The sequence below is a fragment of the Streptomyces yongxingensis genome (genome assembly GCF_055597465.1).
Genome location: NZ_CM145717.1, coordinates 8708603 through 8734023, shown reverse-complemented (window position 1 = coordinate 8734023; position 25421 = coordinate 8708603). Strand labels below are relative to the sequence as shown.

At 69.1% G+C, this 25421-nt stretch carries 17 protein-coding genes and 2 pseudogenes; 10 read left to right on the top strand and 9 right to left on the bottom strand.

What is annotated here, in order from left to right; genetic code table 11:
* Positions 1 to 551: 551 nt before the first annotated feature.
* Positions 552 to 1226 carry a lytic polysaccharide monooxygenase auxiliary activity family 9 protein gene (locus tag ACZ6TD_RS37455; protein ID WP_471345212.1) on the bottom strand — a complete coding sequence of 225 codons (675 nt, stop codon included), beginning with the start codon at positions 1224 to 1226 and terminating at the stop codon, positions 552 to 554.
* Between the two features lie 375 nt (positions 1227 to 1601).
* Between ACZ6TD_RS37455 and ACZ6TD_RS37450 the strand changes: the two are divergent.
* Positions 1602 to 2480 (top strand): annotated as a pseudogene (locus ACZ6TD_RS37450) (integrase core domain-containing protein).
* Positions 2481 to 2491: 11 nt separating this feature from the next.
* On the opposite strand, the gene atzF reads toward ACZ6TD_RS37450, so the two are convergent.
* The 6 genes from atzF to ACZ6TD_RS37420 form a co-directional block, all read right to left on the bottom strand.
* Complete coding sequence (gene atzF, locus ACZ6TD_RS37445) at positions 2492 to 4195, bottom strand: allophanate hydrolase (RefSeq protein ID WP_471345210.1); 1704 nt, start codon at positions 4193 to 4195, stop codon at positions 2492 to 2494.
* Positions 4192 to 7767, bottom strand: a complete 3576-nt coding sequence (gene uca, locus ACZ6TD_RS37440) for an urea carboxylase (protein ID WP_471345208.1) — start codon at positions 7765 to 7767, stop codon at positions 4192 to 4194. Before uca ends, atzF begins: the two co-directional genes overlap by 4 nt.
* Positions 7768 to 7835: 68 nt before the next feature.
* Complete coding sequence (locus tag ACZ6TD_RS37435) at positions 7836 to 9491, bottom strand: purine-cytosine permease family protein (protein ID WP_471345206.1); 1656 nt, start codon at positions 9489 to 9491, stop codon at positions 7836 to 7838.
* Positions 9492 to 9653: 162 nt separating this feature from the next.
* Positions 9654 to 10388 carry a GntR family transcriptional regulator gene (locus tag ACZ6TD_RS37430; RefSeq protein WP_471345203.1) on the bottom strand — a complete coding sequence of 245 codons (735 nt, stop codon included), beginning with the start codon at positions 10386 to 10388 and terminating at the stop codon, positions 9654 to 9656.
* 70 nt (positions 10389 to 10458) lie between these two features.
* Positions 10459 to 10767, bottom strand: a complete 309-nt coding sequence (locus tag ACZ6TD_RS37425) for a hypothetical protein (RefSeq protein WP_471345201.1) — start codon at positions 10765 to 10767, stop codon at positions 10459 to 10461.
* A gap of 40 nt (positions 10768 to 10807) precedes the next feature.
* Positions 10808 to 11119 (bottom strand): antibiotic biosynthesis monooxygenase family protein, encoded by a 312-nt coding sequence (locus ACZ6TD_RS37420; protein ID WP_471345199.1) that lies wholly within the window; start codon positions 11117 to 11119, stop codon positions 10808 to 10810.
* Positions 11120 to 11692: 573 nt separating this feature from the next.
* Between ACZ6TD_RS37420 and ACZ6TD_RS37415 the strand changes: the two genes are divergently transcribed.
* From ACZ6TD_RS37415 to ACZ6TD_RS37405, 3 genes are all read left to right on the top strand, one after another.
* Positions 11693 to 12616, top strand: a complete 924-nt coding sequence (locus ACZ6TD_RS37415) for a VOC family protein (RefSeq protein WP_471345197.1) — start codon at positions 11693 to 11695, stop codon at positions 12614 to 12616.
* 684 nt (positions 12617 to 13300) lie between these two features.
* A complete protein-coding gene (locus ACZ6TD_RS37410; RefSeq protein ID WP_471345195.1) occupies positions 13301 to 13906 on the top strand; it encodes a dihydrofolate reductase family protein in 606 nt (201 codons plus the stop codon).
* Positions 13907 to 14034: 128 nt separating this feature from the next.
* Complete coding sequence (locus tag ACZ6TD_RS37405) at positions 14035 to 14274, top strand: hypothetical protein (protein ID WP_471345193.1); 240 nt, start codon at positions 14035 to 14037, stop codon at positions 14272 to 14274.
* A 189-nt stretch (positions 14275 to 14463) separates the two neighbouring features.
* Here the strand turns inward: ACZ6TD_RS37405 and ACZ6TD_RS37400 are convergent, their stop codons facing one another.
* Positions 14464 to 15162: a FadR/GntR family transcriptional regulator gene (locus ACZ6TD_RS37400; RefSeq protein WP_471345191.1), complete on the bottom strand. Its 699-nt coding sequence runs from the start codon at positions 15160 to 15162 to the stop codon at positions 14464 to 14466.
* A gap of 240 nt (positions 15163 to 15402) precedes the next feature.
* Between ACZ6TD_RS37400 and ACZ6TD_RS37395 the strand changes: the two genes are divergently transcribed.
* The 6 genes and pseudogenes from ACZ6TD_RS37395 to ACZ6TD_RS37370 form a co-directional block, all read left to right on the top strand.
* The gene (locus tag ACZ6TD_RS37395) at positions 15403 to 16647 is read left to right on the top strand and encodes an aminotransferase class V-fold PLP-dependent enzyme (RefSeq protein WP_382958493.1); all 1245 of its coding nucleotides are present in this window, start codon (positions 15403 to 15405) and stop codon (positions 16645 to 16647) included.
* Positions 16648 to 16732: 85 nt separating this feature from the next.
* Entirely contained in the window at positions 16733 to 18034 is a 1302-nt protein-coding gene (locus ACZ6TD_RS37390; RefSeq protein WP_471345189.1) for an ABC transporter substrate-binding protein, read from the top strand.
* A 2-nt stretch (positions 18035 to 18036) separates the two neighbouring features.
* Positions 18037 to 19029, top strand: coding sequence for a carbohydrate ABC transporter permease (locus tag ACZ6TD_RS37385; RefSeq protein ID WP_471345187.1), 993 nt, complete (start codon positions 18037 to 18039; stop codon positions 19027 to 19029).
* Positions 19026 to 19862 (top strand): carbohydrate ABC transporter permease, encoded by an 837-nt coding sequence (locus ACZ6TD_RS37380; protein WP_471345185.1) that lies wholly within the window; start codon positions 19026 to 19028, stop codon positions 19860 to 19862. Before ACZ6TD_RS37385 ends, ACZ6TD_RS37380 begins: the two co-directional genes overlap by 4 nt.
* A gap of 5 nt (positions 19863 to 19867) precedes the next feature.
* The gene (locus ACZ6TD_RS37375; RefSeq protein WP_471345183.1) at positions 19868 to 21493 is read left to right on the top strand and encodes an alpha-amylase family protein; all 1626 of its coding nucleotides are present in this window, start codon (positions 19868 to 19870) and stop codon (positions 21491 to 21493) included.
* 119 nt (positions 21494 to 21612) lie between these two features.
* Positions 21613 to 22500, top strand: a pseudogene (locus tag ACZ6TD_RS37370) (IS481 family transposase); the annotation flags it as partial.
* A 1129-nt stretch (positions 22501 to 23629) separates the two neighbouring features.
* Here the strand turns inward: ACZ6TD_RS37370 and ACZ6TD_RS37365 are convergent.
* Positions 23630 to 25060 (bottom strand): endo-1,4-beta-xylanase, encoded by a 1431-nt coding sequence (locus ACZ6TD_RS37365; RefSeq protein WP_471345181.1) that lies wholly within the window; start codon positions 25058 to 25060, stop codon positions 23630 to 23632.
* Positions 25061 to 25421 lie beyond the last annotated feature (361 nt).

Sequence of the window (25421 nt, the reverse complement as noted above, 5' to 3'; positions counted from 1 at the left end):
GCTAGATAGGTCAGACGTACTCAGCACATGCACGAGGTGGGCAATATTCACCCGCGTGAGTACACACTGTGAGGCACGTTGCGAATCGTGGCCGCACCTGTGAAGAAGACGAGGCACACAGCCAAGAGATCAGCAAGAGGTTCGCCCGCCCCGTGCCCGAGTGGCACTGCCCCACACCGAGCCAACCGCCCGTAGCCACCGACCCCACCCCCCTCGTGCGCGGTGAGCCGTACCAGGCGGCATCGTCCGGAGCCCGAACGCTCGTCACTCGCGCCGAACAGCCGTCCCCGGTCCCGGATCAGGAACCGGAAGCACCCGGCCCTGTCGCCGCGATCCATGCGCCCGTCGGGCGGGCGGTGACGCCCACAACGTGGACACGCCGAGTCTTGATCTCCATGACGGAGAAGACGTGGAGACGCCTGAGGGAGCGAAGGGAGCCCCGTCGGGGCAGGGTGACCAAATGGGTCCCCTGCCCCGACGGAGCTGGGCCGGCCGGGCGGCGGGTTACCGGCGCCCGGCAGAGACCGGTGCCGTGTGCGGCGCTCCCCTGCTCAGCCGAAGTTCACATCGCTGCACCACATGTAGGCCTGGTCGAGGTGCGAGGCCTGCCAGATCACGAACAGGATGTGGTGTCCGGTGTAGCCGGAGGTGCTGACGTTGAACGTGTAGTCCGTCGCCGGGCCGAAGCGGCCGGTCTGCGTGATGAAGTCGAGGTTGCCCCAGCCCAGGGTCTGGGTCTTGGGGTCGAAGCCCTGCTTGCTCACGTAGACCTTGAAGTAGTCGGCACCGTGGGACGCCTGGTCGTGCACGTGGACCGAGAAGTTGTTGCCGACGGTGGTCGTCTTCCACTGTCCGGGCTTGTTCAGACTGTCGTTCCTCGAGAGGTTGTTGCTGCAGAGCGTCCCGTTGGGGGTCTGCGACTGGAACTGGCCACCGAGGCCGTCGCGGAGCGCGCTCATCCAGTTCCACATGGTGTCGGGGTTGGCCTGGAAGGCCTGCCAACACATGGGGTCTTCGGTCTGCATGGCCGGGTTCATGTGGTCGTTACCCCACCTTTCCCAGCAGTGGTACGCGCGGGAGGCGGGGCCGACGACGGAGCCGTGAGCCTGGGCGGGGGCCGACCAGGTCAGTGCGCCGACAACCACGGCGAACAGCATGGCGAGCGCCTGGAGAGGCCGGCGGAGGGCCGACCGGGAACGCCCGGTTAATGGGCTCTGTTTGCGCATGTGGGGGGAAACTCCTTCCAGTTGAAAGGCACCATGGGAGCGCTCCCAACGTACGACTTCTGAGTGAAATGTCAATGAAACCAACGGAGTTGATTACAGGGGTGGGCGGCGATCAGGGAATCTGCCGTGAGCCGGGAGTCACGGGAGGCATCGGCGACTTCGGTGGCACGACAGTCAGACCCCTTCCCGAAACCGGAAAGCGAGGGTGCGGCCTGCCTGCGTTCCGCGTAATTCGGAGCTCAGAGAGCCACGACACTGCGGGTGCCGATGAATCATCCACGCAGCTCGGGAGCCTGATCACGGATCTTCGGCTCTCCTCGACATTCGCCCCGGGGTCTTCACCTGCGCAGGGACCCGGCGGCATCATGGCCTGTCGTGCTGCTGCGCCTGGCCTACCTCGCCACGACCAACGCCCTGGCATTCCTACGCCTCCTGCCGATGAGCGGCAGACAGAAGGACGTCGAGATCCCTCGTACTCCGGGCACCAACTGCTGATCCTGCGGCGTCAGGTCGGCAAGCCGACCCTCACTGACAGCGACCGTGCCATCCTCGCCGGCCTGCTCCGCCACCTCCCCAAAGACAGACTCCGGCACCTTCTGCTGCTGGTCCGCCCCGACACAGTCTCGCGCTGGCATCGCGCCCTGCTCAAGCGGCGCCATGCCGCGACCGGCGTACCCAGGCGACGCGGACGCCCACGCACCATCCAATCGATACCCGCCCTGATCCTGCGCCTGGCCAGCGCGCCTGTACGTCTTCGCCGTCATCGAGCACACCGCCAGGCGCATCCGGGTCCTCGGCGCCACCCCACACCCCACCGCAGAGTGGATGGTGCAGCTCGGACGCAACCTCCTCATGGAGCTCGAAGACGCACGCAGCAAGGCGAAGTTCCTCATCCGCGACCGCGACTCGAAATTCACAGCCGCCTTCGACACCCTGATGACCGATGCCGGTCTCAAAGTCGTCACCACCGGCATTCGGATACCACGGATGAACTCACTCTTAGAGCGCTGGATACAGACCTGCCGACGCGAGCTCCTGGACCGCACCCTGATCTGGAACCAGAGCCACCTCCTCCACGCGCTCCGCGAGTTCGAAACCCACTACAACGGGCATTCATCACACCGAGCCCTGGGCCAATCCGCACCGCTCCGCCCACTCCCCCACCCGATCGACGCACCAGGGGAGAGCAGACACCTGGACGTCCGCCGTGGCGTGGACGTGCGAATGGGCGAAGGGGGACTGCACCGGGAATAGGGCGGTGACCTTCAGAGAGCCGTGGCTTTCAGGTAGGCGCGCCAGCCTCCGTGGCCGGTGATGTCGGTGCCGGAGGCGGCAGTGTGCGGGTCGCACTGGAAGCCCAGGATCCAGGTGTCGTCGGAGAGTTCGATCCGGCCCAGGGACATGGGGGCGGGCAGTGCGGAGAGGAAGCGGCCGAGGGCGGCCGGGGAGAGGGTCCAGCGTTCTCCGGCGATTTCGGCGCCGGTTTCCGGGCCGACTCGGATCAGGCCGGGTTTGGCGGGGGCGGTGTCGAGTGCGGTGAGGCTGTAGGCGGCGGCTGTGGTGACCTCGCCCGAGTATCGTGCTCCCGCGCCGGTGAGCTGGGAGTTGAGCGGCTGGCCGCGCAGGTGGGCGCCGAAGACGGCGAGGTCGACTCCCGTGCTGGGGAGGGGGGTTGGTGCCTGCTCGCCGGTGAGCAGGGCGGCGATGTCGAGGGCCGGCTGGTCCTCGAAGGCGCGGGTGATGATGCTGACGCCGAAGGGGCTGCCGTCGGCCTCGCCGGCGGGGACGGCGACGGCGGCCATGTCCAGAAGGTTCACGAAGTTGGTGTAGGTGCCCAGGCGTTTGTTGATGCCGATCGGATCGGCTTGGACGGCGGCGATGTCGGGGTGCTCGGTGGTGGTGGGCAGGAGCAGGGCGTCGAAGCCGGACAGCAGGCGGTGAGCGGTCGTCTTGTGGTGGTCCAGGCGTTCCTGGTCCGTGGCCAGGGCATGGGCGGGGATGTCCGCGGCGGCCAGGATGATGGCGGCCACCGTCGGGTCGGCCACCGAGGGGTTCCGGGTGATGAAGTTGCCGACGGCGGCGTGGCGTTCGGCGACCAGTGCTCCGTCGTACAGCAGCTTGGCGGCCTCGAGCAGGGGCGAGATGTCGACGGTCGTGGTGTCGGCGCCGGCGGCTTCCAGGCGCTTCACTGTCTTCTGGAACGCGGCCCGTGCTTCTGTCGAGAGCGGAGTGAGGTCCTCGTCCCCCGGGATCGCGATGCGCGGGTGCTCGGGTGCGGCCAGGCGTACGTCGTCCGGCCAGGTGCGGCTGCGCGGGTCGCCGTCGTCGGGGCCGGTCATGACGGCCAGGGCCCGCTGGGCCTCGGTGAGGGTGCGGGCGAACACGGTCACGGCGTCGTAGGAGCGGGCGGCCGGGACCACGCCCGTCGTGGGGACGAGGCCCAGCGTGGGTTTGATGCCGACGATGCCGTTGAAGGCGGCCGGGACGCGGCCGGAGCCCGCCGTGTCGGTGCCGAGGGCGATGTCGGCGATGGCCAGGGCGACGGCGACCGCCGAGCCGGAGCTGGAGCCGCCGGAGATCTTCTCCGGGCGGAGGGCGGCCCGGACGGGGCCGTGGGGGCTGCGGGTGCCGACCAGGCCGGTGGCGAACTGGTCCATGTTCGTCTTGCCGAGCACGAGCGCGCCCGCGTCCAGCAGCCGTTGCACGGCGGGTGCGGAGATGTCCGGCGTGTAGGCGTAGGCGGGGCAGGCGGCCGTGGTGGGCAGGCCGGCTACGTCGATGTTGTCCTTGACTGCCAGCAGGCGTCCCAGGAGGGGGAGTTCGGCTCCTGCCATGGCGTGCTCGTCGAGTGCTCGTGCCTCCGCCAGGACCTCCGCCTCGGGGCGCAGGGTGATCCAGACCTCCGGGCGGTCGGTCTCGGCGATGCGCCGGTAGGCGGCGGTGACGCGCTCGGCACAGCTGGGGGTCACGCTGCTTCCTCTCGTACGACGACGGCCAGTGGGGTTCCGGCGTCGATCTGTTCTCCGGTGGTGACAAGGACGTCGGTAACGATGCCGTGAGCGGGGGCGCGGACCACGACCTCCATCTTCATGGCCTCCAGGACGAGGAGGGGATGGCCGGGTTCGACGCGGGTGCCGGGCTCTGTCTGCACTTTCCAGACGGTGGAGCTGAGCGGGGCCTCGACCAGGCTGCCGCCGGGCGGGAGGGTCAGCGGGGTGGAGTCGGCCGTACGGGGTTCGGGTGCGGGGCGGGGTGCGAACTCGCCCGCCTTCTCCCATGCCTGGCGTTCCGCTTCGAAGGCGGTGGCCTGGCGGGCGCGGAAGGCGGCGATGCTGTCGGCGTTCTCGCGCAGGAAGGTCTCGTGCTCGGCGAGGGAGAAGGTGCCGGGGCGGATGTCGAGGGCGGTGCGTTCGGCGGCCAGGTCGGCTCGGATGTCGAGGAGTTCGGCCGGGCTCACGGGGTGCCAGACGATGCGGTCGAAGAAGCGCAGCAGCCAGGGGGTGCCGTCGGCGAAGGAGCGCGGTGGGCGCAGGCCGCCCCAGACGGGGACCGTGCGGCCGATGAGCTGGTAGCCGCCGGGGCTCTCCATGCCGTAGATGCAGAGGTAGGAGCCGCCGATGCCGACGCCGGCCTCGGCGGTCCAGGTGCGGGCGGGGTTGTACTTGGTGGTGACCAGGCGGTGGCGGGGGTCGAGCGGGGTGGCTGCGGGGGCGCCGAGGTAGACGTCGCCCAGGCCGAGGACCAGGTATTCGGCGTCGAAGACCATGCGGCGTACGTCGTCCGCGCTGTCGAGGCCGTTGATGCGGCGGATGAACTCGATGTTGGACGGGTTCCAGGGCGCGTCGTCGCGGATGGAGGCCGTGTAGCGGGCGATCGCCTCGTCGACGGTGGGGTCGTCCCAGGACAGCGGGAGGTGGACCTCGCGGCTGGGGACGGTGAGTTCGGCGGTCGCGGGCAGGTGGTCCTCGGCCTCTTGGAGCAGGGTGAGGAGGGTGCGGAGGGGGAGGTCGTCGGGGTCGGTGTGCAGGTGCAGGGAGCGGACGCCGGGGGTGGAGTCCACCAGGCCGCGGGGGCTGAGGGCGCGCAGGTGCTCGGCGAGGGCGTGGACGCGCATGCGCAGGGCCAGGTCGAGGGTCATCGGGCCGTACTCGACGAGGAGGTTGTCGTCGGCGCCGCGCCGGTAGGTGACCTCGGGGGTGGTGTCGGTGGCGGGGCGGCGGGCCAGGACGCCGTCGTCGCCGTCCGGGCCGCCGGTGGCGAGCAGGGAGGGCGTGCGGCGCAGGGCGTCGGCGGTCTGCTCGGTGACCGGGACGAAGCGCACGGCGTCGCCGGGGCGCAGTTGGCCGGTCTTCCAGCGATCGGCGCGTACGACGGTGACGGGGCAGGCGAAGCCGCCGAGGCTCGGGCCGTCGGGGCCCAGGATGGCGGGGGTGTCGCCGGTGAAGTTGACCGCGCCGACGGAGTACGCGGTGTCATGGACGTTGGAGGGGTGCAGCCCGGCCTCGCCGCCGTCCGGGCGGGCCCATTCGGGGCGGGGGCCGATGAGCCGTACTCCGGTGCGGGCGGACTGGGCGGAGACCTTCCAGTCGGTCTCGTAGACGGTCTTGATGCCGTCGCGGGTGAGGAAGTCCGGTGCGGGGTGCGGTCCTTCGCTGACCGCGATGCGCCAGTGCGTGGTGAAGCGCGGGCGGTCGGCGGGCGGCACGGCGGCGGGGCTCGGCGCGTCGGGTGCGGGGTCGGCCGGGTGCAGGACGTCGCTGCTGCGCAGGGCTCGGCCGCCGTGGCCGCCGAAGCCGCCGAGGGTGAAGGTGGCGGTGCTGCCGAGGTAGGCGGGGATGCTGAGGCCGCCGCGGATGAGGACGTAGGTGCGCATGCCGGGGCCTTCGGGTGTGCCGACCTCCAGCACCTGGCCCGCTGCCACTTCCAGCGGCTGCCACTGGCTTGCCGGGTGGCCGTCGACTGCGACCTCGGCTGGGGCCCCGGTGACGCAGACGACCGCCGGGTGGGAGAAGCGCAGGGCCGGGCCCTCCAGGGTGCACTCCAGGCCCGGGGCGCCCTCGGGGTTGCCCACGGCGGTGTTGCCGAGGCGGAAGGAGAGGTCGTCCATCGGGCCGCCGGGCGGGATACCGACCTCCCAGTAGCCGGTGCGGCCGGGCCAGTCCTGGACGGTGGTCTGCGCACCGCCCCGTATGACGTCGATACGGGGGCGCGGATCGGTGAGGCCGGCGAGGGTGGCGGTGGTGTGGTGCGCGGCGAGGACTTCCGGCGAGCGGCAGGCGGCGCGCAGGAGGCCGAGGTTGGTTTCGACGCCGTCGATGCGGGTGTCGGCCAGGGCCTGGTCCAGGTGGGCGAATGCCTCGGCGCGGTCGCGGCCGGTGGCGATGACCTTCGCGAGCATCGGGTCGTACGCGGTGGAGATCTGCTGCCCGGTCTCGGCCCAGCCGTCCACACGGACGCCGTCGGGGAAGGCGACTCGAGTCAGCAGGCCGGCGCCCGGGCGGTGGCCGCGGGTGGGGTCCTCGGCGTAGATGCGGGCCTCGACTGCCCAACGTCCCTGGGAGAAGGCTCCGTTGAGGAATCCGGTCTCGCCGCGTGCCAGCCTCAGCATCCAGGCGACGAGATCGACGCCGTAGACCTCCTCGGTGACCGGATGCTCCACCTGGAGGCGCGTGTTGACCTCCAGGAAGTACGCCTCCTCGCGTGTGGGGTCGTAGACGAATTCGACTGTTCCGGCGGAACGGTAGTTCAGGGACGCGCACACGTTGCTTGCCACGGCGTGGAGTTGGGATCGGACGCGGTCGGGGAGCCCTGGCGCCGGCGCTTCCTCCAGCACCTTCTGGTTGCGCCGCTGCAGGGAGCAGTCGCGGTCGCCGAGGACGGTCACGTGGCCGTTACCGTCGCCGAAGACCTGTACCTCGATGTGGCGGGCGCGTTCGACGTACCGTTCCAGGAAGACCCCGCCATCGCCGAAGTTGCCCCGGGCCAGCCGTGTCACCTGGGCGAACGCCTCCCGCAGCTCGTCCGGTCCGGTGCAGGCCCGCATGCCGATGCCGCCCCCGCCGCCGGTCGCCTTGAGCATCACGGGGTAGCCGGTCTCCTCCGCCGCCCGCAGTGCCTCCTCCTCGTCGGCCAGCAGCTCGCTGCCGGGGAGCAGGGGTACGCCGGCCTTGAGCGCCGCTGCCCGGGCGGTGTGCTTGGCGCCGAAGACGTCGAGTTGGGCCGGGGTGGGGCCGACGAAGACCAGGCCGGCGGCCTCCACAGCCCTGGCGAAATCCGCGTTCTCCGAAAGGAAGCCGTATCCCGGGTGGATCGCTCCCGCGCCCGTGGCCAGCGCGGCCTCCAGGACCAGATCGGCACGCAGGTAGCTCTCGGCAGCGGGCGCCGGGCCCAGGAGTACGGCCTCGTCGGCCATCCGGACGTGGAGGGCCGTACGGTCGGCGTCGGAGTAGACGGCCACTGTTCTCAGCCCGAGGGCCTGTGCGCTGCGGATGATGCGGCAGGCGATCTCTCCGCGGTTGGCGACGAGCAGGGTGTCGAACACGGCGGCAGCTCCTCGGGGAGGGGGGAGGCCGGGCGGCGAGGGGGAGCCCCGCCGCCCGGCCCTGGGGTTCAGGCAGCCGACGGCTGCGCGGGCAGCACGTGGTCGCCGGCCTTGTCCGTGCTCAGGCACAGCGAGCAGACCACCGCGTCGTGCGTGGCGCAGGCGGCCAGGTCGGGGCGCTCGTAGGGCTGGTGGCAGACGTGGCAGCCGAGGGTGACCGCGCTCGGGTTGCCCTCCGTGTCGAGCAGCGGCTCGTCGATGCCGTCCTCGGTGCGGCGCAGGTAGTACCGGCCCTTGGTGGCGATCGCCATCAGCGGGGTGAGGACGAAGGCGATGACGGCCGCGGCGACGGGCGAGTAGGGCTGCAGGGTGTCGCCGAGGCCGTGGAAGTACATGGCGATGGACAGCCCCGACGCGGCGACGAAGGCCACCACACCGACCGGGTTGACGGCGTACAGCATGCCGCGGCGGAACTCCGGCTGGAGCGGGGAGAGCTTCAGCAGGTACTTGTTGATGCCGATGTCCGTCGCGACGGTCACCACCCAGGCGATCGCGCAGTTGGAGTAGAAGCCCAGGATGCTGTTGAGGAAGCTGAACATGTCGGCTTCCATCAGGGCGAGCGCGAAGCCCAGGTTGACCAGGACGAAGACCAAGCGGCCCGGGTAGTGCTTGGTGACGCGGGTGAAGGAGTTCGTCCAGGCCAGGGAGCCGGAGTAGGCATTCGTCACGTTGATCTTGATCTGGCTGATCACGACGAGGGCGACAGCGAGCGGGATGACCATCCAGGACGGCATCATCGCGTCGAAGGCGCCCTTGAACTGCTGGATCGGCTCGGGCGCGACGTCCGGTCCGGCCTTGGCCAGGATGTACACGGCGAGGAAGACGCCGATGGCCTGCTTCAGCGCGCCGAGCACCACCCACCCGGGGCCGGCCATGACGACCGCGGTCCACCAAGTGCGCTTGTTCGCCTCGGTCTTGGGCGGCATGAAGCGCAGGTAGTCGATCTGCTCGCCGATCTGCGCGATGAGCGACAGACACACGCCCGCACCGAGCAGCACGGAAGCGGTGTTGACGCCGCCGTCGCCGTCAGTGCCCGCGTAGGCGAGGAAGCGGTCGACCGTGCCCGGGTCGGTCGAGATCAGGTAGACCAGCGGGGCGACCATCAGCACCAGCCAGACCGGGGTGGTCCACACCTGGAGCTTGCTGAGCGCCTTCATGCCGTAGATCACCAGGGGGATGACCATCAGCGTGGAGACCAAGTAGCCCAGCCACAAGGGCAGTCCGAGGCCCAGCTTGAGGCCCTGCGCCATGATCGAGCCCTCGAGGGCGAAGAAGATGAAGGTGAAGCTGGCGAAGATGACGCTGGTCAGGACCGAGCCGTAGTAACCGAAGCCGGAACCACGGGTGATCAGGTCGAGGTCGATGTTGTAGCGGGCGCCGTAGTAGGCCAGCGGGAATCCGGTGACGAAGATGACGACGGCGGCCACGGCGATCGCCACGAGCGCGTTGCCGGTGCCGTGCGCCAGACCGATGCCGGCGCCGATGGAGAAGTCGGCCATGTAAGCGATGCCGCCGAGCGCGGTCGTGGCCACGACCATGGGGGTCCAGCGGCGGTAACTGCGGGGCGCGAAACGGAGGGTGTAGTCCTCCAGCGTCTCCTTGGTCGCCTGGCTTGTCTCGGACTTCGGCGCCGTGGCCGTCTGTGGGGACTCGGTGGTGCTCATGGTCAGCCCTTCGGGGTGCGGTCGTGCCGCGTATGAGTGCGGGCGTCGTACGTGGTGGCGTGTGCGGTGAGTGGTGGAGCACCCCGGGGTGGCGTCGTCGACAGCCGGGGAGTCGAGGGGCGGGGCGTAAACCCCGGGGAGTTCGCCGGTGGTTGGCGTGTTTCAGAGGCGGTCGGCGTGCAGGGCCATCTGCGTCATGGCGCGCTGGGCGCGTTCGAGGACCACGGCCATCGAGTCGCCGACGTGGGCGTGCAGGGCGCGGTAGCCCTCGTCGAGCCGTCCGTCGCGGACGTGCTCCATGATCTCGATGTGCTCGGTGATGGTCGTCCGCACCCGATCCTGGGTGAGGAAGTCGTACATCCGCACGCGGCGGATGCGCTCGCTGACCGCCACCAGGGCGTCGGTGAGAGCGGGGTTGCCGGAGGCGCGGGAGAGTTCGGCGTGGAACCGCTCGTCCTGGACGACGAAGCGCGGATCCGGGGCCGGCGGCTGCTCGCGCATCGCGTACCAGCGTTCCAACTCCGCCGCGATGACGGCCGGGCCGTGCCGGACGGTGGGGTCCTCGATCGCGCGGGCGATCCCACGCAGTTCGAGGGTGATCCGAAGCTCGTAGAAGTCCTTGAGCTGGGTGAGGTTGGGGATCGTGACGTAGAAACCGCCGTCGCCGCGCTCGATCAGCCCGTCGGAGGCCAGCCGTGCCAGCGCCTCGCGCACGGGTGTCCGCGACACCCCGAACCGGGCGGCCAGTCGCATCTCGGCCAACCGCTCGCGGGGGCCGAACTTACCGTCGAGTACCGCCGCACGCAGCTGCCCGTAGACCGCCTCACGCAGCGAGGAGGCCGGCGGCGCGGCAGCATCCGGCACGGTGTCCGAGTGCGTATACAGCTTCGAATCCATGAGCGGACACGCTAGAAACCACTTGTTTCCCAGAAGGCCCACCCGTTGTGAACGACTCGTTTCCGGGATCTCACTCCGCGGTGCGGGCGTCCGCGGCCCGGGCCCGGGTGCGGCGGCCGGCACTGAGGCTCTCCCGTCGCAGCCGCCGAAGCTCGTCCGTCTCCGCCTGCTCGCCGGCGCCGTTCCGGCGTCTGCGGGTCAGCTCGCGCGAGCGGGCCATCGCCCAGCCCGCCGCGAACCGCGCCTGAGTCTCCTCCGAGGTCCGGTATGCGGTGCGGCGGGTGCGGGACTGCTGCTGCGCGAAGCACCGCGCGCTCAGGGCCCGGGTGCGCAGAAGTCCGAACTCCTGCCGGTACTCCGCCGCAGTCATGTCGTGCACGCGCACATGGGCTCCGAGCGAGCGGAAGTGTGCGGATCGGTCACCGCGCGCCCTTGCCGTGCGTGGACCGCACCTGGAACAGCCGCGGCTGTACGTCGACCGCGATCGTCGCCGCCTGGTCCATGTGGATGTGGACGCGTGCCTCGGGATCGGCGAGCATCGCGCGGTAGTGATCCTCGGACTCCCACTGGGCGTAGTTGATGACGCGCTCGCCGTCCTGGGAGGCGTGGAAGTTGGCGCAGATGAAGCCCGGTTGGTGCTTCATCGTCTCTTCGGTGGCGCGGGCGAGCAGTTCGATGAGCTCACTCTGGCGCTCCGGGGAGACGGTGAAGACGTTGATGAGCGTCGCCACCGGGCGGGTGCTGTCGATCTGTGCGGTAACGGTCGTGATCCTCTTTCTCCCCTTACGGCTGGTGCGGGGAGAGGGGGCGGCTGCTCATTCACCCGATCGGACGCGGTCCCGTCACCTGAGGCGAACGGCAGTGTCGGGTCGGGGACGGTGGTGGGCAAGGCCGGGCTCGGGATGCTCACAGGGGTTGAGGGGCGAGGGCTCGGGCCGGGTGGCCGGCTACGGCGCTCACGCCCTGGGAGTGCCGCGCCGGATCCTGGACGGCATCGCCCACCCTTGACACTATACCCCCCGGGGGTACAAGCTGCGGAGTGTTCGTGCACTCGTTGGCCGTGGAGGCGTCGTGTATGAGCTGAGCCGCGCGGCCCCTGTGGACGACGGCCAGGCAGGCGGACCCAAGCTGACCAGGAGCGAGGTGTGGGCCGGGTTCAGGTTCCGGTTGGAGGCGGCGGTGATTCTTCCGGGGGCTGAAGGAAGAAGCGCAGTTCCAGCGGCTTGAGGACAGCTGCCTGCACACGGTGGCGGCGACGTTGGCGCATCTGCGGGAGCTGAAGTACAGCGGGCAACCGGCGATCAGTGTCTGAGATCATCGAGAGCGAGGAAGACTCCGTGAGCAGCACATCCGTGGATGTTGACTACCTTGACCACTCCGTGGTCGTGACGGTCACCGACCTCAACGGGTTGTACGACACCTATGAGGCACTCGGTTTCACGCTCACACCGCGGTCAACACACACAGGTACCGCACAACCCGACGGCGAACGGCAGTCTCTCGGCACGGCCAACCGCTGCGCCGTCTTCGGCGAGAACTACATCGAGTTGCTCGGTCACCTGGACAGCAGCCTGCCGGATCCGTGGGGCGTGCGTCGACTCGCAGCTGCGTACGAGGGGCTCCGGGGCTACGTCTTCGGCTGCGGTGACGCCGATCACGTCGATCAGAGGCTTGCCGAGCAAAGGGTATCCACCACAGGTGTCCTCATGCTGCAACGCGACATTCCGACGCCCGACGGCGTCGGGACGCTGCGGGCGCGGGTGATCCAGGTGGATCCTCCCCTCGCTCCCGAGGGAGGCGTTCGCATCGCAGAGGTCCAGGGGCTGGACCTCATTCACCAGCCGAGATTCCTCGACCACCCCAACGGGGCGGCGGGCCTGTCTCGGGTCACGCTCGTGGTCGCCGACGAGGAAACCGACCGCTACGTGGAGCGATACCGGAAAGTGCTCGGCATACCCGCGCGCCGGATTGGGCCGCGCCATATGTTCGCTCTGCGGGTCGGCGGCCTGGAGATCGTGCCGTTGTCAGCCCTGGACGAGATTCTTCCCGGCGAGAAGGCCCCGACCTTGCCGTACGTCGCGGCTCAGACCGTCGCGGTCAACGACCTCGGCAGGGCCAAGTCGGTCATCGAGGGCAACGGGTTCGCCATCCGTCCGCTGCCCGGCGGCTTCTTCGTGTCAGCAGACGACACCCGCGGCGCCAACCTTGTCTTCGAAGCGCGGGCATGACCGAGCGCGCCGGACACGCGCCTTTCGCGGCCACCCGTTGCGGTCTGGTGCGTGGCCTCCGCCAGGGCCGGATCGCGGCGTTTCGTGGGCTTCCCTACGGGTCATCGCTCACCGGACCGGCGCGGTTCTCACCCCTCCCGCAGGAACTCCCACGTAGGGCTGCCCGCGCGGACGAGATGGACGCCAACACCCTCAACTGGGAGCTGCCCATCGCGCGCAAGGCAATGGGCTGGTGGCAGCGCCAGGGCTGGATCGCCTGCGATCCGACGATCGACATCGAGCGGTGGCCGTGACGTTGTTCAGCGGCTCCACCATGACGACTTCACGTGACCCCGTTTTGTGGATGTTCTGCGTATGTCGGACGTCCCGAAGTGGCCCCGGGGGACGGCCCGGAGCGGGACGCCCCGGGGGACGGCCCGGAGCGGGACGCCCCGGGGGACGGCCCGGAGCGGGACGCCCCGGGGGACGGCCCGGAGCGGGACGCCCCGGGGGACGGCCCGGAGCGGGACCATCAGGGATCTGGTCGTGGGGCCGTTCGCGGGTGGGGCTGAGGCCGAAGCAGTGCCGTCCGTCGGCCTGATCGGATGCAGCGTCATGGGTTTTCTCATCACTCCACAGCGCGGCCGATGAGTTTGTGGCTCCCGGCCGGTCCAAGCTCGTGACACCCTAGGAAAGGACACCGCCATGTCGGAGCTTCTCGTCGACTTCATCACCTCCCTCGACGGCCACGCATCGGGAGAGGGATGGCCCGGGTTCTGGGGCCTCGAGGGCCCGGAGTACCTCGCGTGGCTCGGCGAGCAGCCCGGGGCCACCTACCTGATGGGAGCGAACACCTACCGCCTGATGTCGGGCTTCGCCGCAGGCGAGGTCCCCAATGGCCAAGACGAGTTCAGGCCCGAGGAAGAGGCGTCCGTCGACGAGCTCACACAAGCGTCCAAGGTGGTGTTCTCCTCCTCACTCGAGGAGCCACTGAAGTGGGCCAACTCCACGCTCGTCCGCGACGATGCCGTCGAGGCGGTCCGTGCCATGAAGTCGAGTGGCTCGGGGCTCCTCAGCACGATCGGCAGCCTCAGCCTGTGCCGGTCCCTGCTACGAGCCGGACTCGTCGACCGCTTCCGGGTCGTGATGTTCCCGGTGATCACCGGGGCCACGGGCGAAGAACGCATCTACGACGGCTATCCGGACGTTGCCCTTGAGATGATCGAGCACCGCACCTTCGACGGCCGTATCCAGCTGGTCGAGTACAAGCCCCGCGTGCTCGAGCACCCCCCGCTCGACGTCCCCGCATGACATCGCCCCGTCCGCCGGTCTGGACGGCCGCCAGGCCGGCGCCGGCGGCGCGGAGCAAGACCTGATAGGGGGCGAACGACCAACGCCAGGACGCCCGATCCAGGTCGTGGCCGTGTGAGGGTGTCGGCATGATGGCCGACATGCCGCCCATCGACGCTGAGGACACCCTCGACGACGAGATGTGCGCCCCGGTCGTCAACGAGGCGACTGGCGAGGTGCGGGTGCTGGCCGAGCGGTGTGCGACGTTGTGGGTGCCGGAAAATATGTCACCCGAGGTGACCTGCGGCTTCGGATCTGCCAGAGCGCTGGAGCTGACGGGTGCTGCGGCATCATGCTGCATTCCGACACCGACCCGGTGCCCCGAATGAACACCATCGCGGAACGCTGGATCGCATCATGCCGACGCGAGACAACCGACCGCGTCCTGATCACCGGAGAGCGCCACCTGGGCCTCATCCACGAACACTCGCAGGTCGCATAGGGTGACACAGATTCCGGCACCCGCAGGCGCATTGCGAACGCGCAATGGTCTGACGCGTCAAACGCAACGCAACGCGTCAGGCCGGGGAGTCCTCCTCCATGGGCGGCATGAAGGCGCGCAGCCATCGCTCCGTCTGGGCGACATGGGCCTCGGCCGCTCCGGCGGCGGCGCGCGGATCGCGGTCGGCGATCGCGGTGGCCAGCACGCGGTGATCCTCGTCGCTCTTGCGCCGCATCTGCTCGCCCTCGGGGAGGGTGAAGATCTGGTACTTGCGGGAGCGGGCGCGGAAGACCGAGAGCAGGGAGCCGAGGGCGGGGTTTCCGGCCGCGGTGGCGATCTCGGCATGGAAGCGGTGGTCGAGGTCCGATGCCTCGGCGGGGTCGTCGGTGGCGTCCATGGCCTCGATGAGCGCGAAGAGTTCCCGCACCGTCTCCGGGGTGCTGCGGGCCGCAGCCTGCGCCGCGACGTGGGACTCCAGGACACGCCGGATCTCGTACACCTCCAGCAGACCGGAGAGCGGCAGCAGTTCCAGGGTGAGCGACAGGCTACCTATGATGTCCTCCGGCCTGAGCTGGGAGACATAAGTACCGGAGCCGTGCCGCGGCTCGACCACCCCCAGGGCCGCGAGCATCCGTACGGCCTCGCGCAACGACCCCCGGGACACGCCGAGTTCCTCGCACAGCTCGCCCTCGGGCGGAATGCGCCCTCCGGCGCTGAGGCGCCCGGTGGCGATCATGTGGCGTAGGCCGTGGAACGCCTTGTCGACTGCGGACATCCGATTCCTCCCGAACGGGCGGGGCGCGGTCCCGCGCCCTTCGTCGCACTGTACCGATTCATCAGATATCTCAGAGGTATCGATCGGAAGTCATCTGATGATCCACGCTGCTGCACCCCTTGATTGCAGGGAATCCGTCATGCAGGATGCCGAGTCATCATACGTGTTCCGGTTGCGATCAGATCTCTCTCGTTTCTGACGTCCCTCGGAACACCCGGACCCCGGCAGATCGGGACTCATGTGAGCGAGACCGATGTCATCGCGGCGCCACGCCCCCTGTTGCTGGCCGACGGCCGTCCCGCCGACCGGGCGTGGACGCTGGACCCCGCCATGAGACACCTGAACCACGGTTCCTTCGGCGCGGTTCCCCTGGTGGCACAGGAGCGGCAGAAGCAGCTGCGGGTGGAGATGGAGTGCTCCCCGGTGGTGTGGTTCCCGGCGCTGCCTCAGCGGATCGCCGACACCAGGGTCGAGATCGCCGACTTCTTGGCGGTGGCCGCCGACGACCTGGCCCTGGTGCCGAACGCGAGCGCGGGCATCAGCACCGTGTACGCCGCCCTCGACCGCCGCCGCGGCGGGGAGATCGTCGTCACCGACCACGGTTACGGCGCCGTGACCATGGGCGCCGAGCGGCTGGCGCGCGACCGCTGGGATGGCGGGGTCCGCACCGCGCGGGTACCCCTCGACGCAGATGAGGAGCAAGCGTGCGAGGCCGTGTTCGCCGAACTGTCCGAGGCGACGGACCTCATCGTGGTGGACCAGATCACCTCGGCGACCGCCCGCCGGCTGCCGGTGGAGCGGATCGGCGCGGAGGCTCGGCGGCGCGGGATCCCGCTGCTCGTGGACGGTGCGCACGCACCTGGTCTGCTCCCCGCCCCGCTCTCGGGGCTGACCTGTGATTTCTGGGTCGGAAACCTGCACAAGTGGGGATGCGCGCCCCGGGGCACCGCAGCGCTCGTCGCCCGCGGTCCGCTGCGTGAGCGGCTCTACCCACCGATCGACTCATGGGGTGCAGAGGACCCGTACCCCGACCGCTTCGACCAGCAGGGCACGGTGGATGCCACCTGCTATCTGGCGGCACCGACGGCGCTCGGCTTCATCGAGCACACCTGGGGCTGGAGGCGCGCCCGCCGCTATATGGACCACCTGGCCGGTTACGCCGCGCAGGTCATCGGTGCCGCGTTCACCGAGCTGACCGGCGCCGACAGCAGCGTCGACGTCGGCATGCCGGTTCCCGGGATGCGTCTGGTGCGGCTGCCCGAGGGGCTCGGCGCCACCCGCGTCGAGGCCGACGCGCTGCGCGACCGGGTCGCCGGGGAGCTGGGTGTCGAGGCGGCCTTCACCAGCTTCGGCGGCATCGGCTATCTGCGGGTGTCCGCCCACGTCTACAACACCGCCGCCGACTACGAGTACTTCGCCGAGACCTGCGTCCCCGTCCTCGCCGAGTGGGCCCGCGCGGCTCGCGGGCGGCACGGCGCGCCATAGCGGCGCGACACCGTACTCCCCTCCCCACCCCCGACTCCCCAAGCCGCTCCGAGCGCGGCCCGCACCCAAGAAAGAGGTCAGCACGATGAGGAGAAGGACGGCAGCCCTCGCCCTCGGCACCGCCGCGGCGATGGTCCTGACCGGCTGTTCCGCCATGAGTCCGAACGCGAACGGCACGGTCACGCTCAACATGGTCGAGAGCCTGACCAACCCCTCCCGCACCGATCTGCTCAAGGGGCTCATAGCCGACTTCGAGAAGCAGAACCCCAAGATCAAGGTCAACCTGATCTCGCCGCCCACCGAACAGGCCGATCAGAAGATCCAGCAGATGCTCCAGTCCGGCAGCGGCGTGGACGCGCTCGAGGTACGGGACATCACGGTCGGCCCGTGGTCGAACAACGGCTGGCTGTACGACATGGCGAAGGACCTCAAGGGCTGGCAGGGCTGGAATGCCATGACGGAGAACGCCGTCAAGGCGTCCGAGGACGCCAAGGGCCGTACCTTCTTCGTCCCCTACGGCTTCTACGGGCTGAGCCTCTTCTACCGCAAGGACCTGATCAAGGACGCCGGGTTCAGCAAGCCCCCGGCCTCCTGGGACCAGCTGCTGAAGCAGGCATCCGCCATCAACGACCCGGCGGAGCGCCGCTACGGCTACGCGTTCCGCGGCGGGGCCAACGCCAACAGCAACGCCACCGCCATCATCGAGGCGTACGTGGCCGACAACGTCGACCTCGCCAACGGCTACAAGCTGAAGAACGGGCGCACGATCTTCTCCGCGCCCGAGGCCCTGGACGCCCTCAAGACCTACCTCACACTCTTCAAGAAGGCGTCGCCCAAGTCATCCGTGTCCTGGGGCTATCCGGAGATGGTCGAGGCGTTCTCCAACGGCTCCACGGCCTTCCTGCTCCAGGATCCGGAAGTCATCGCCACGGTCTCCGAGTCCAAGTCGATCTCGAAGGAGCAGTGGGACACCGCTCCGCTGGTGGCCGGACCCAGCGGGAAGACCGTCCAGCCGCTGGCCACCGCCGGGTGGGGCATCGCGAAGGGCAGCAAGCACAAGGCCGAGACCGTCAAGCTGATCAAGTTCCTGTCCCAGGGCAAGGCGTCGACGGACTTCACCAAGAAGAACAGCCTGGTGCCGATCCTCAAGTCGGCGACCGAGGACCCGTTCTACAAGACCGGCCCGTGGTCGTCCTACGTCACCATGACCAAGCACCCCGACACCTATCTCAACGTCAGCCAGCCGCGCGGCGTGACCTGGTGGAGGGAGTGGGAGCAGAAGTCCGACGCCGACGTGCAGAAGATGGTGACCGGCAAGATGTCGCCCAAGGAGCTGCTGACGGGCTGGGACGCGTACTGGACCAAGAAGTGGGAGCAGGAGAAGTAGGGATGCCCGCCACGTCAGCGACGACGACCGGGCCGAAGACTTCGCGCCCCGTTCGGAAGCAAGCCGCCCCGCGGGCCCGGAACGGGCCGCGGGGCGGCCGGAAGCGGGAGTTCACGACCCGCCGGGGCCTGCTCATCGCCGCCTTCATGGCGCCTGCCGCGATCTTCGTGGCGGTGTTCACGTACTACCCCATGATCGCGGGCAGCCAGATGGCCTTCCGCCACTGGGATCTGAACGATCTCACCGACACCTCCTGGGTGGGCCTGGACAACTTCCACCGTGTCTTCTCCGACCCCAACTGGGGCACCGTGCTGGGCAATACGGGCGTCTGGGTCATCGGATCGATCGTGCCCCAGCTCGTGATCGGTTTCGCGCTCGCCCTGTGGCTGCGCCGCCGGTTCCGCTTCCGCGGCGTCTACCAGGCGCTGATCTTCTTCCCCTGGGCGATCTCCGGGTTCCTCATCGGCATCCTGTTCCGCTGGATGTTCAACAGCGAGTTCGGCGTCGTGAACGATCTGCTCCAGAAGGCGGGGCTGATCGACGAGCCCGTGGCGTGGCTGGCCGATCCGCACAAGGCGATGATCGCCGTACTGATCGCCAACATCTGGTACGGCGTCACCTTCTTCACCATCATGATCCTGGCCGCGCTCCAGTCGGTCCCCGACGAGCTGTACGAGGCCGCGGCGCTGGACGGGGCCGGGAAGGCACGCACGCTCTTCCAGATCACCATCCCCTATATCCGGGTCACGCTGGTGCTCACGGTGCTGCTGCGGGTCATCTGGATCTTCAACTTCCCCGATCTGATCTTCGGGATGACCGGTGGCGGGCCGAACAACCAGACACACATCGTGACCACCTGGATGATCAAGATCACTCAGCAGGGCGACTACGGCAAGGCCTCGGCGCTCGGTCTCCTCGTGGTCGCGGGGCTGCTGCTGTTCACGGTGTTCTTCCTGCTGGCCACCCGTGAGAAGAAGCGAGAGGTGAAGTCGTGACCGGCAAAGAGACCGCGGCGGGCCGGGCAGTCCGCATCGCCTTCCTGGGGCTGTGGCTGGCCTTCACCGTGTTCCCGCTGTACTGGATCGCCATCACCTCGCTGAAGGCGCCGGGCGACATCTTCTCCTTCCCCCTCGCCTACTGGCCCGAGCACTTCTCGCTGGAGAACTACAGTCAGCTGTTCAACAAGGCCGACTTCGGGACCTATCTCACCAACAGCCTCATCGTCGCGACCGTCGCGGGCGCGGTCGCCACCGCCATCTCGATGCTGTCGGCGTATGTGCTGGCGCGCTTCGAGTTCCGCACCAAGTCCGCGTTGCTGACGGCCGCCCTGGTCACCCAGATGATCCCGGCCTTCATCGCGCTGGGCCCGCTGTATCTGCTGATGACCGACCTGAAACTGGTCGACAACCGGCTCGGGCTCATCCTCGTCTACATCGCCGTGTGTATCCCCTTCTGCACGGTGATGCTCCGCGGCTTCTTCGAGAACATCCCCGACGCACTGGAGGAGGCCGCGATGATCGACGGCCTCTCCCGGTTCGCGGCGCTGTTCCGGGTGCTGCTCCCGGTGATGCGTCCGGGGATCGTGGCGGCGTTCATCTTCAACTTCGTCAACTGCTGGAACGAGCTGTTCCTGTCGGTGACCCTGATGAACAGCGACGCCAACAAGACGACCCCCACGGCCCTCAACGGATTCATCTCCAGCTTCAACATCGACTGGGGCTCGATGTCCGCAGCGGCCGTGTTCACGATCCTGCCAACCATGGTGCTCTTCGCCTTCGCAAGCCGCCACATCGTGCAGGGGCTCACCTCCGGCGCCGTGAAGGGGTGAGGCCGATGGCCGCGATCGACGTTCCGCTGCCCGACTCCGTCCACGTGATCAGCGGTCCGTCCGGGGATCCGCGCACCGCCGCACCGGCGGGGGCGGGCCGCTGGACCGTGCCCGGCGCCGAGGTGACGGCGCGACATGATCCATGCGGCGCCCTGCGGCTGGTGCTCGCCGCGCCGGGTCCGGAGGGCCTGTCGACGGTGGCGCTGCGCTGGCGCCACCACCCCGGCGGTCACCGCCCCGCCCTGGTACTCGGCGATGCGTGGGAGCGCTCGTACGGCGAGTTGCAGTGGCGCAGCGTCCAGCCGGAACGCCCCCTGCCCTGGTACTGGCTGAGCACCGACCCGGCGACCGGTGGCTGCGCCGGGCTAGGCGTACGGACCCGCTCCGGGGCGCTGTGCTGCTGGACGGTGGACGAGGACGGCACCACGCTGTGGCTGGACGTACGCTCCGGCGGCCTGCCTGTGCTGCCGGGCGACCGGGAGATCGCCGCCGCCACGGTGGTCGGGGTGGCGACGGGTGCGGACACCACCCCGTACGCGGCGCTCCAGGAGCTGTGCGCCGCCATGTCCCCCGATCCGCTGCTGCCCGCGCAGCCGGTGGTCGGCTGCAACAACTGGTACTACGCCTACGGCCAGGACTTCGGCCCGGACGCCGTACTGCGCGACGCGGCCACCATCGCCGAGTTCGCCGGGGACCATCCAGTGCGGCCGTTCTGTGTCGTCGACGACGGCTGGACCGAGGGCGGGGGAAGCGCCCCGGGAGGGCCGTGGGACACCGGCCTGCCCGGGCTGTTCGACGACATGGCGGGCCTGGCCGCGGGCATCGCCGACCGTGGCGCCCGGCCCGGCCTGTGGTTCCGGCCGCTGCTGTCCCGGGTGCCGACGGAGGGGATGCGCACGGACACCGGCGCTCCCGGCCGGATCCCCCTGGACCCGTCGCTGGACGCGACGCTGGCGACCGTCGCCGCCGATGTCGCCCGCTTCCGCTCCTGGGGTTTCGAGCTGATCAAGCACGACTTCAGCACGTACGACGTCTTCGGCCGCTTCCACCCGGACACACCGCACGAAATGGCCGGTGCCGGATGGCGGCTCGCCGACCGCACCCGCACCACCGCCGAAGTGCTGGTGGGCCTCTACCGGACCATCGCCGAGGCGGCCGGGGACGCCGTGGTGCTCGGCTGCAACACCGTCGGACATCTGGCGGCGGGTCTGGTGCAGGTGCAGCGAACCGGTGACGACACCTCGGGCCGTCACTGGGAGCGCACCAGACGGATGGGCATCAACACCCTCGCCTTCCGGCTGGCCCAGCACAGCCGCTTCTACGCGGTGGATGCCGACTGCGTGTCCTGTACCCCGGCCACCGAGTGGCGGCTGAACCGTCAGTTCCTGGACCTGGTGGCCCGTTCCGGCACCGCGCTGTTCGTCTCCGTCGCCCCGGCCGCCCGTACCCCGCAGACCGATGCCGACCTCGGCGCGGCCGTCCGGCTCGCGCTGGACGGCGGGTCGCCCGGCGGCGTCGAACCGCTGGACTGGCTCGGGACCACGGCCCCGCGCCGCTGGCGGACGGGCAACGCGGAACGCACGTACACGTGGTCCCAGCCCTGGGGTGCGTGGCCGCCGCTTCCGCTCTAGATGTGCTGTCCGGGGACGTTGGTGACGGGCGACGCGCCGTGAGGGGTGCTTGAACGGGGCGAGGGCCTCTGGTTTCGGTGTGGATTGCGACATCTGCACCGATGCCCAGGAGGCCCTCGTTGATCCACCGTAACGCCCCGCTGACCCCCACTGGCAGGCTGCGTCTGGCCCGGTGTGTCGTCGAGGACGGATGGCCGCTGCGGCGAGCGGCCGAACGCTTCCAGGTCAGCCACACCACCGCGGCCCGCTGGGCCCACCGCTACCGCCACCACGGGACAGCGGGCCTGCACGACCGCTCCAGCCGCCCCCACCACTCACCACGCCGGACACCCGCCACCGTGGAGGAACAGGTGCCGCGGATGCGCCGCGAACACCGCATCGGCCCACTGCGGCTGGCCGCCCGCACCACCGTCGCCTCCTCCACCGCACACCGCATCCTCCAACGCCACGGCCAGCCACCTCTGGCCACGCTGGACCGGGCCACCGGCGAACCCATCCGCCGCTACGAACGCTCCCGGCCAGGCGAACTGGTCCACATCGACGTCAAGAAACTCGGCCGTGTCCCCGACGGCGGCGGCCACAAGACCCTCGGCCGGGCAGCCGGCCGCACGAACCGCACCGGCACCGGCTACGCCTACCCGCACACCGCCCTGGACGACCACTCCCGCCTGGCCTACACCGAGAACCTGACCGACGAGACCGCCACCACCTGCGCGGCCTTCCTGCGACGGGCCACCACCTGGTTCACCGCCCAAGTCGTCACCATCGAGCGCGTGCTGACCGACAACGCCTGGGCCTACACCAAGAACACCTGGCGCCGCACCTGCGCCGACCTGGGCATCAGCCCACGCTGGACCCGCCCCTGGCGCCCGCAGACCAACGGCAAAGTCGAACGCTTCCACCGCACCCTGCTGGACGAGTGGGCCTACCAGCGGCCCTACACCTCAGAAGCCGAACGCCAGGCCGCGTTTCCCGGCTGGCTGGACTGGTACAACTACCACCGACCCCAGCAAGTGTCGGCCTCGCGCCAGCGGGGATGGTTCGCGGCGCCATCTTCAGCACCTTGGGCAGCACGAGTCGACACCGCACCAGCGGGGGGTCCGACCCAGCTCACCACACTGGTCACCCTGTTCATGTCAGCCCCGTTGCAAACAGGGACGGTTCACACACAGAAAATAGCGAGCGATTGCGATCTTGGTCGACCCCGCACCATCAACCTGATGGACGAACTGGGCTGGGAGCCACTGCGCAACCGCCACCTGCTGCTCGAACGCGGAGGCGACACCCCCGTGGTCGCCGACGTGGACGACGTCACCGCCGAGTCCTCCGGCCTGGCAGGCCACCGCGCCCACCTCGCCGGAGCCCTGAACGGCGCCGACCCCGACCTACCCGTCCTGCTCCTGGCACACCAGCCCAAGTCCATCGACCGGGCAGCAGCCGCCGGCATCGACCTCCAACTCTCCGGCCACACCCACGGCGGCCAAATCTGGCCCTACCATCACCTGGTCCGCATCGACCAGCCTGCCCTCGCCGGCCTCAGCCACCACGGCCCCCACACCCTCCTCTACACCAGCCGCAGCACCGGCTTCTGGGGCCCGCTATTCCGCGCCTTCGCCCCCAGCGAGATCACCCTGCTCGTGCTCCACTCCCCGCACCTGCCCACCTCGCCGTAGACGGGGTGGGCCAACACATCCGCATGGAACAGTCCACGAGCTGAGGGATGCGGCGTCGACTGATGACCAGGCCCGTCTCGCTGAGGACAAGATCCGGACCATTCCCGGGGCCGACGGCTCCAACGAGCCATAAGTGGCCACGCTTTACGCAGGTCAGCGACGCCTGACGCCTGTACCACCAGCAGACGAAGAACATTCTTTGTTCTTACAGCCCTCGGAAACTCGGCTTCTTCTAGAGCCTGAAGTCGGTTGCCCGGAGGCATCGTCGTACGCGAGGCAACCCGAGTCACAGGTCGCCCGCCCTGACCAGTTCCGAAGGCGTGGGAGCTGTCATGAAAAGGCCTCTGCGTCCTTCAATCCGGGATAGACGTCGACGGAGTGGAGCCAGGATCATCCCGGCTCCACTCCAGGTGCGGGCACTGTAGGTCTTCAGCGATTCACCCTGGGTTCGTGGCATGTCCCATCAGGTGCGGGTCCAGCGTTGGTTGCTGCCGTTCGAGCAGGAGTAGAGCTGGACCAGGGTGCCATTGGCGGTGCTGCCTGCGACGGCGTCGAGGCAGAGGCCGGACTGGACGCCGACGATGGATCCGTCGGAGTTGAGGCGCCACTTCTGGTTGTCGCCGCCCCAGCAGCCGTAGATCTGGACCTTGGCACCGTTGCCGGTGCCGGCGGCGTCCAGGCACTTGTCGCCGTAGACCCTGAGCTCGCCGGCGTCGGTGTACGTCCACTGCTGGTTGGTGCCGCTGTGGCAGTCCCACAGGTTGACCTGGGTGCCGTCGGTGGTGCTGGTGCCGGGCACGTCCAGGCAGCGGCCCGAACCGACACCCTTGATCTGTCCGGAATCCGCAGGGGGCGTGGTGGAGCCGCCGTTGAGTGCGCCCAGGACAGCGGTGTAGGCGGGCTTCTTGCTGCCGTTACCGTTGAACAGCAACGGCGTCTGCTCCGATCGCCAGGAGTCGGTGTCGCGCACCCCCCAGACGGTGATGCCGAGGCAGCGCGGAACGGCCAGGCAGTCGTTGGTCACGTTGGCGTAGGTCGTGGCCGGGGCGCCCTGGATGTCGAGTTCGGTGAGGGCCACGTCGACACCGAGGGCGGCGAAGCTCTGCAGGGTGGTACGGAAGTTGCTGTTGTACGGGCTGTCGTTGTTGAAGTGCGACTGGAAACCGACGCAGTCGATCGGCACGCCGCGCTGCTTGAAGTCTCGGACCATGGCGTACACGGCCTGGGTTTTGGCCCAGGTCCAGTTCTCGATGTTGTAGTCGTTGTAGCAGAGCTTGGCGGCCGGGTCGGCGGCGCGCGCGGTGCGGAAGGCGACCTCGATCCAGTCGTTGCCGGTGCGCTGCAGGTTGGAGTCGCGCCGGGCTCCCGAATTGCCGTCGGCGAACGCTTCGTTCACGACGTCCCACTGAGCGATCTTGCCCTTGTAGTGGGCCATGACGCCGTTGATGTGGTCGATCATCGCCTGGCGCAGCGTGCTGCCGCTGAGGCTCTGCATCCAGCCGGGCTGCTGGGAGTGCCAGGCCAGGGTGTGACCGCGCACCTTCTTGCCGTTCTGCACCGCCCAGTTGTAGACGCGGTCACCGGCGCTGAAGTTGAACTGGCCCCGCTGCGGTTCGGTGGCGTCGATCTTCATCTCGTTCTCGGCCGTCACCATGTTGAACTCACGGCCCGCGATCGTCGTGTACGCCGAGTCGCCCAGTCTGCCGGAGGCGATGGCGGTGCCGAAGTAGCGGCCGCTCTGTGCCGCCGCGGCGCCGAGCGTGCTCTCGGCGGCGTGTGCGGTCGGCGGCGTGACCAGTGCGGCGACCGTTGCGAGGACGCTGACGACCAGCGCCAACAGCAGGCCGCGGAACTTCCGGCGGCTAACCGGTCTGGGAAGGGCATACGAGCCCATGACTGTGCCTCCAAGTAGGAATCACGGAAGGAACGCAGGCGCAGGGGGGTGCCTCGTCCGCTCCCCCTCGGCGGACGGACACCGGAACGTGACGGGGGTGGCGCAGGCTTTGGTGCGCGGAACTGTCGTGCGGGTACCGACACGGTTCGAGATCTCGAACTATGACCGGCTTCTCAGGCAGGGATGATTGAGGCATTGACGATGACTCGTCAATACTCCTCGCAGAAGAAGTTTCCGTTCCTCGTCCGAGAATTTCCGGACCCGGCGAGCCCGACGGCGAACCCCCGGCGTCACCGGATGCGCTGTTTGTGGACAGATCGGCGACAGACCTTGACCAAAGGGCCACACATTCCTAGCTTGT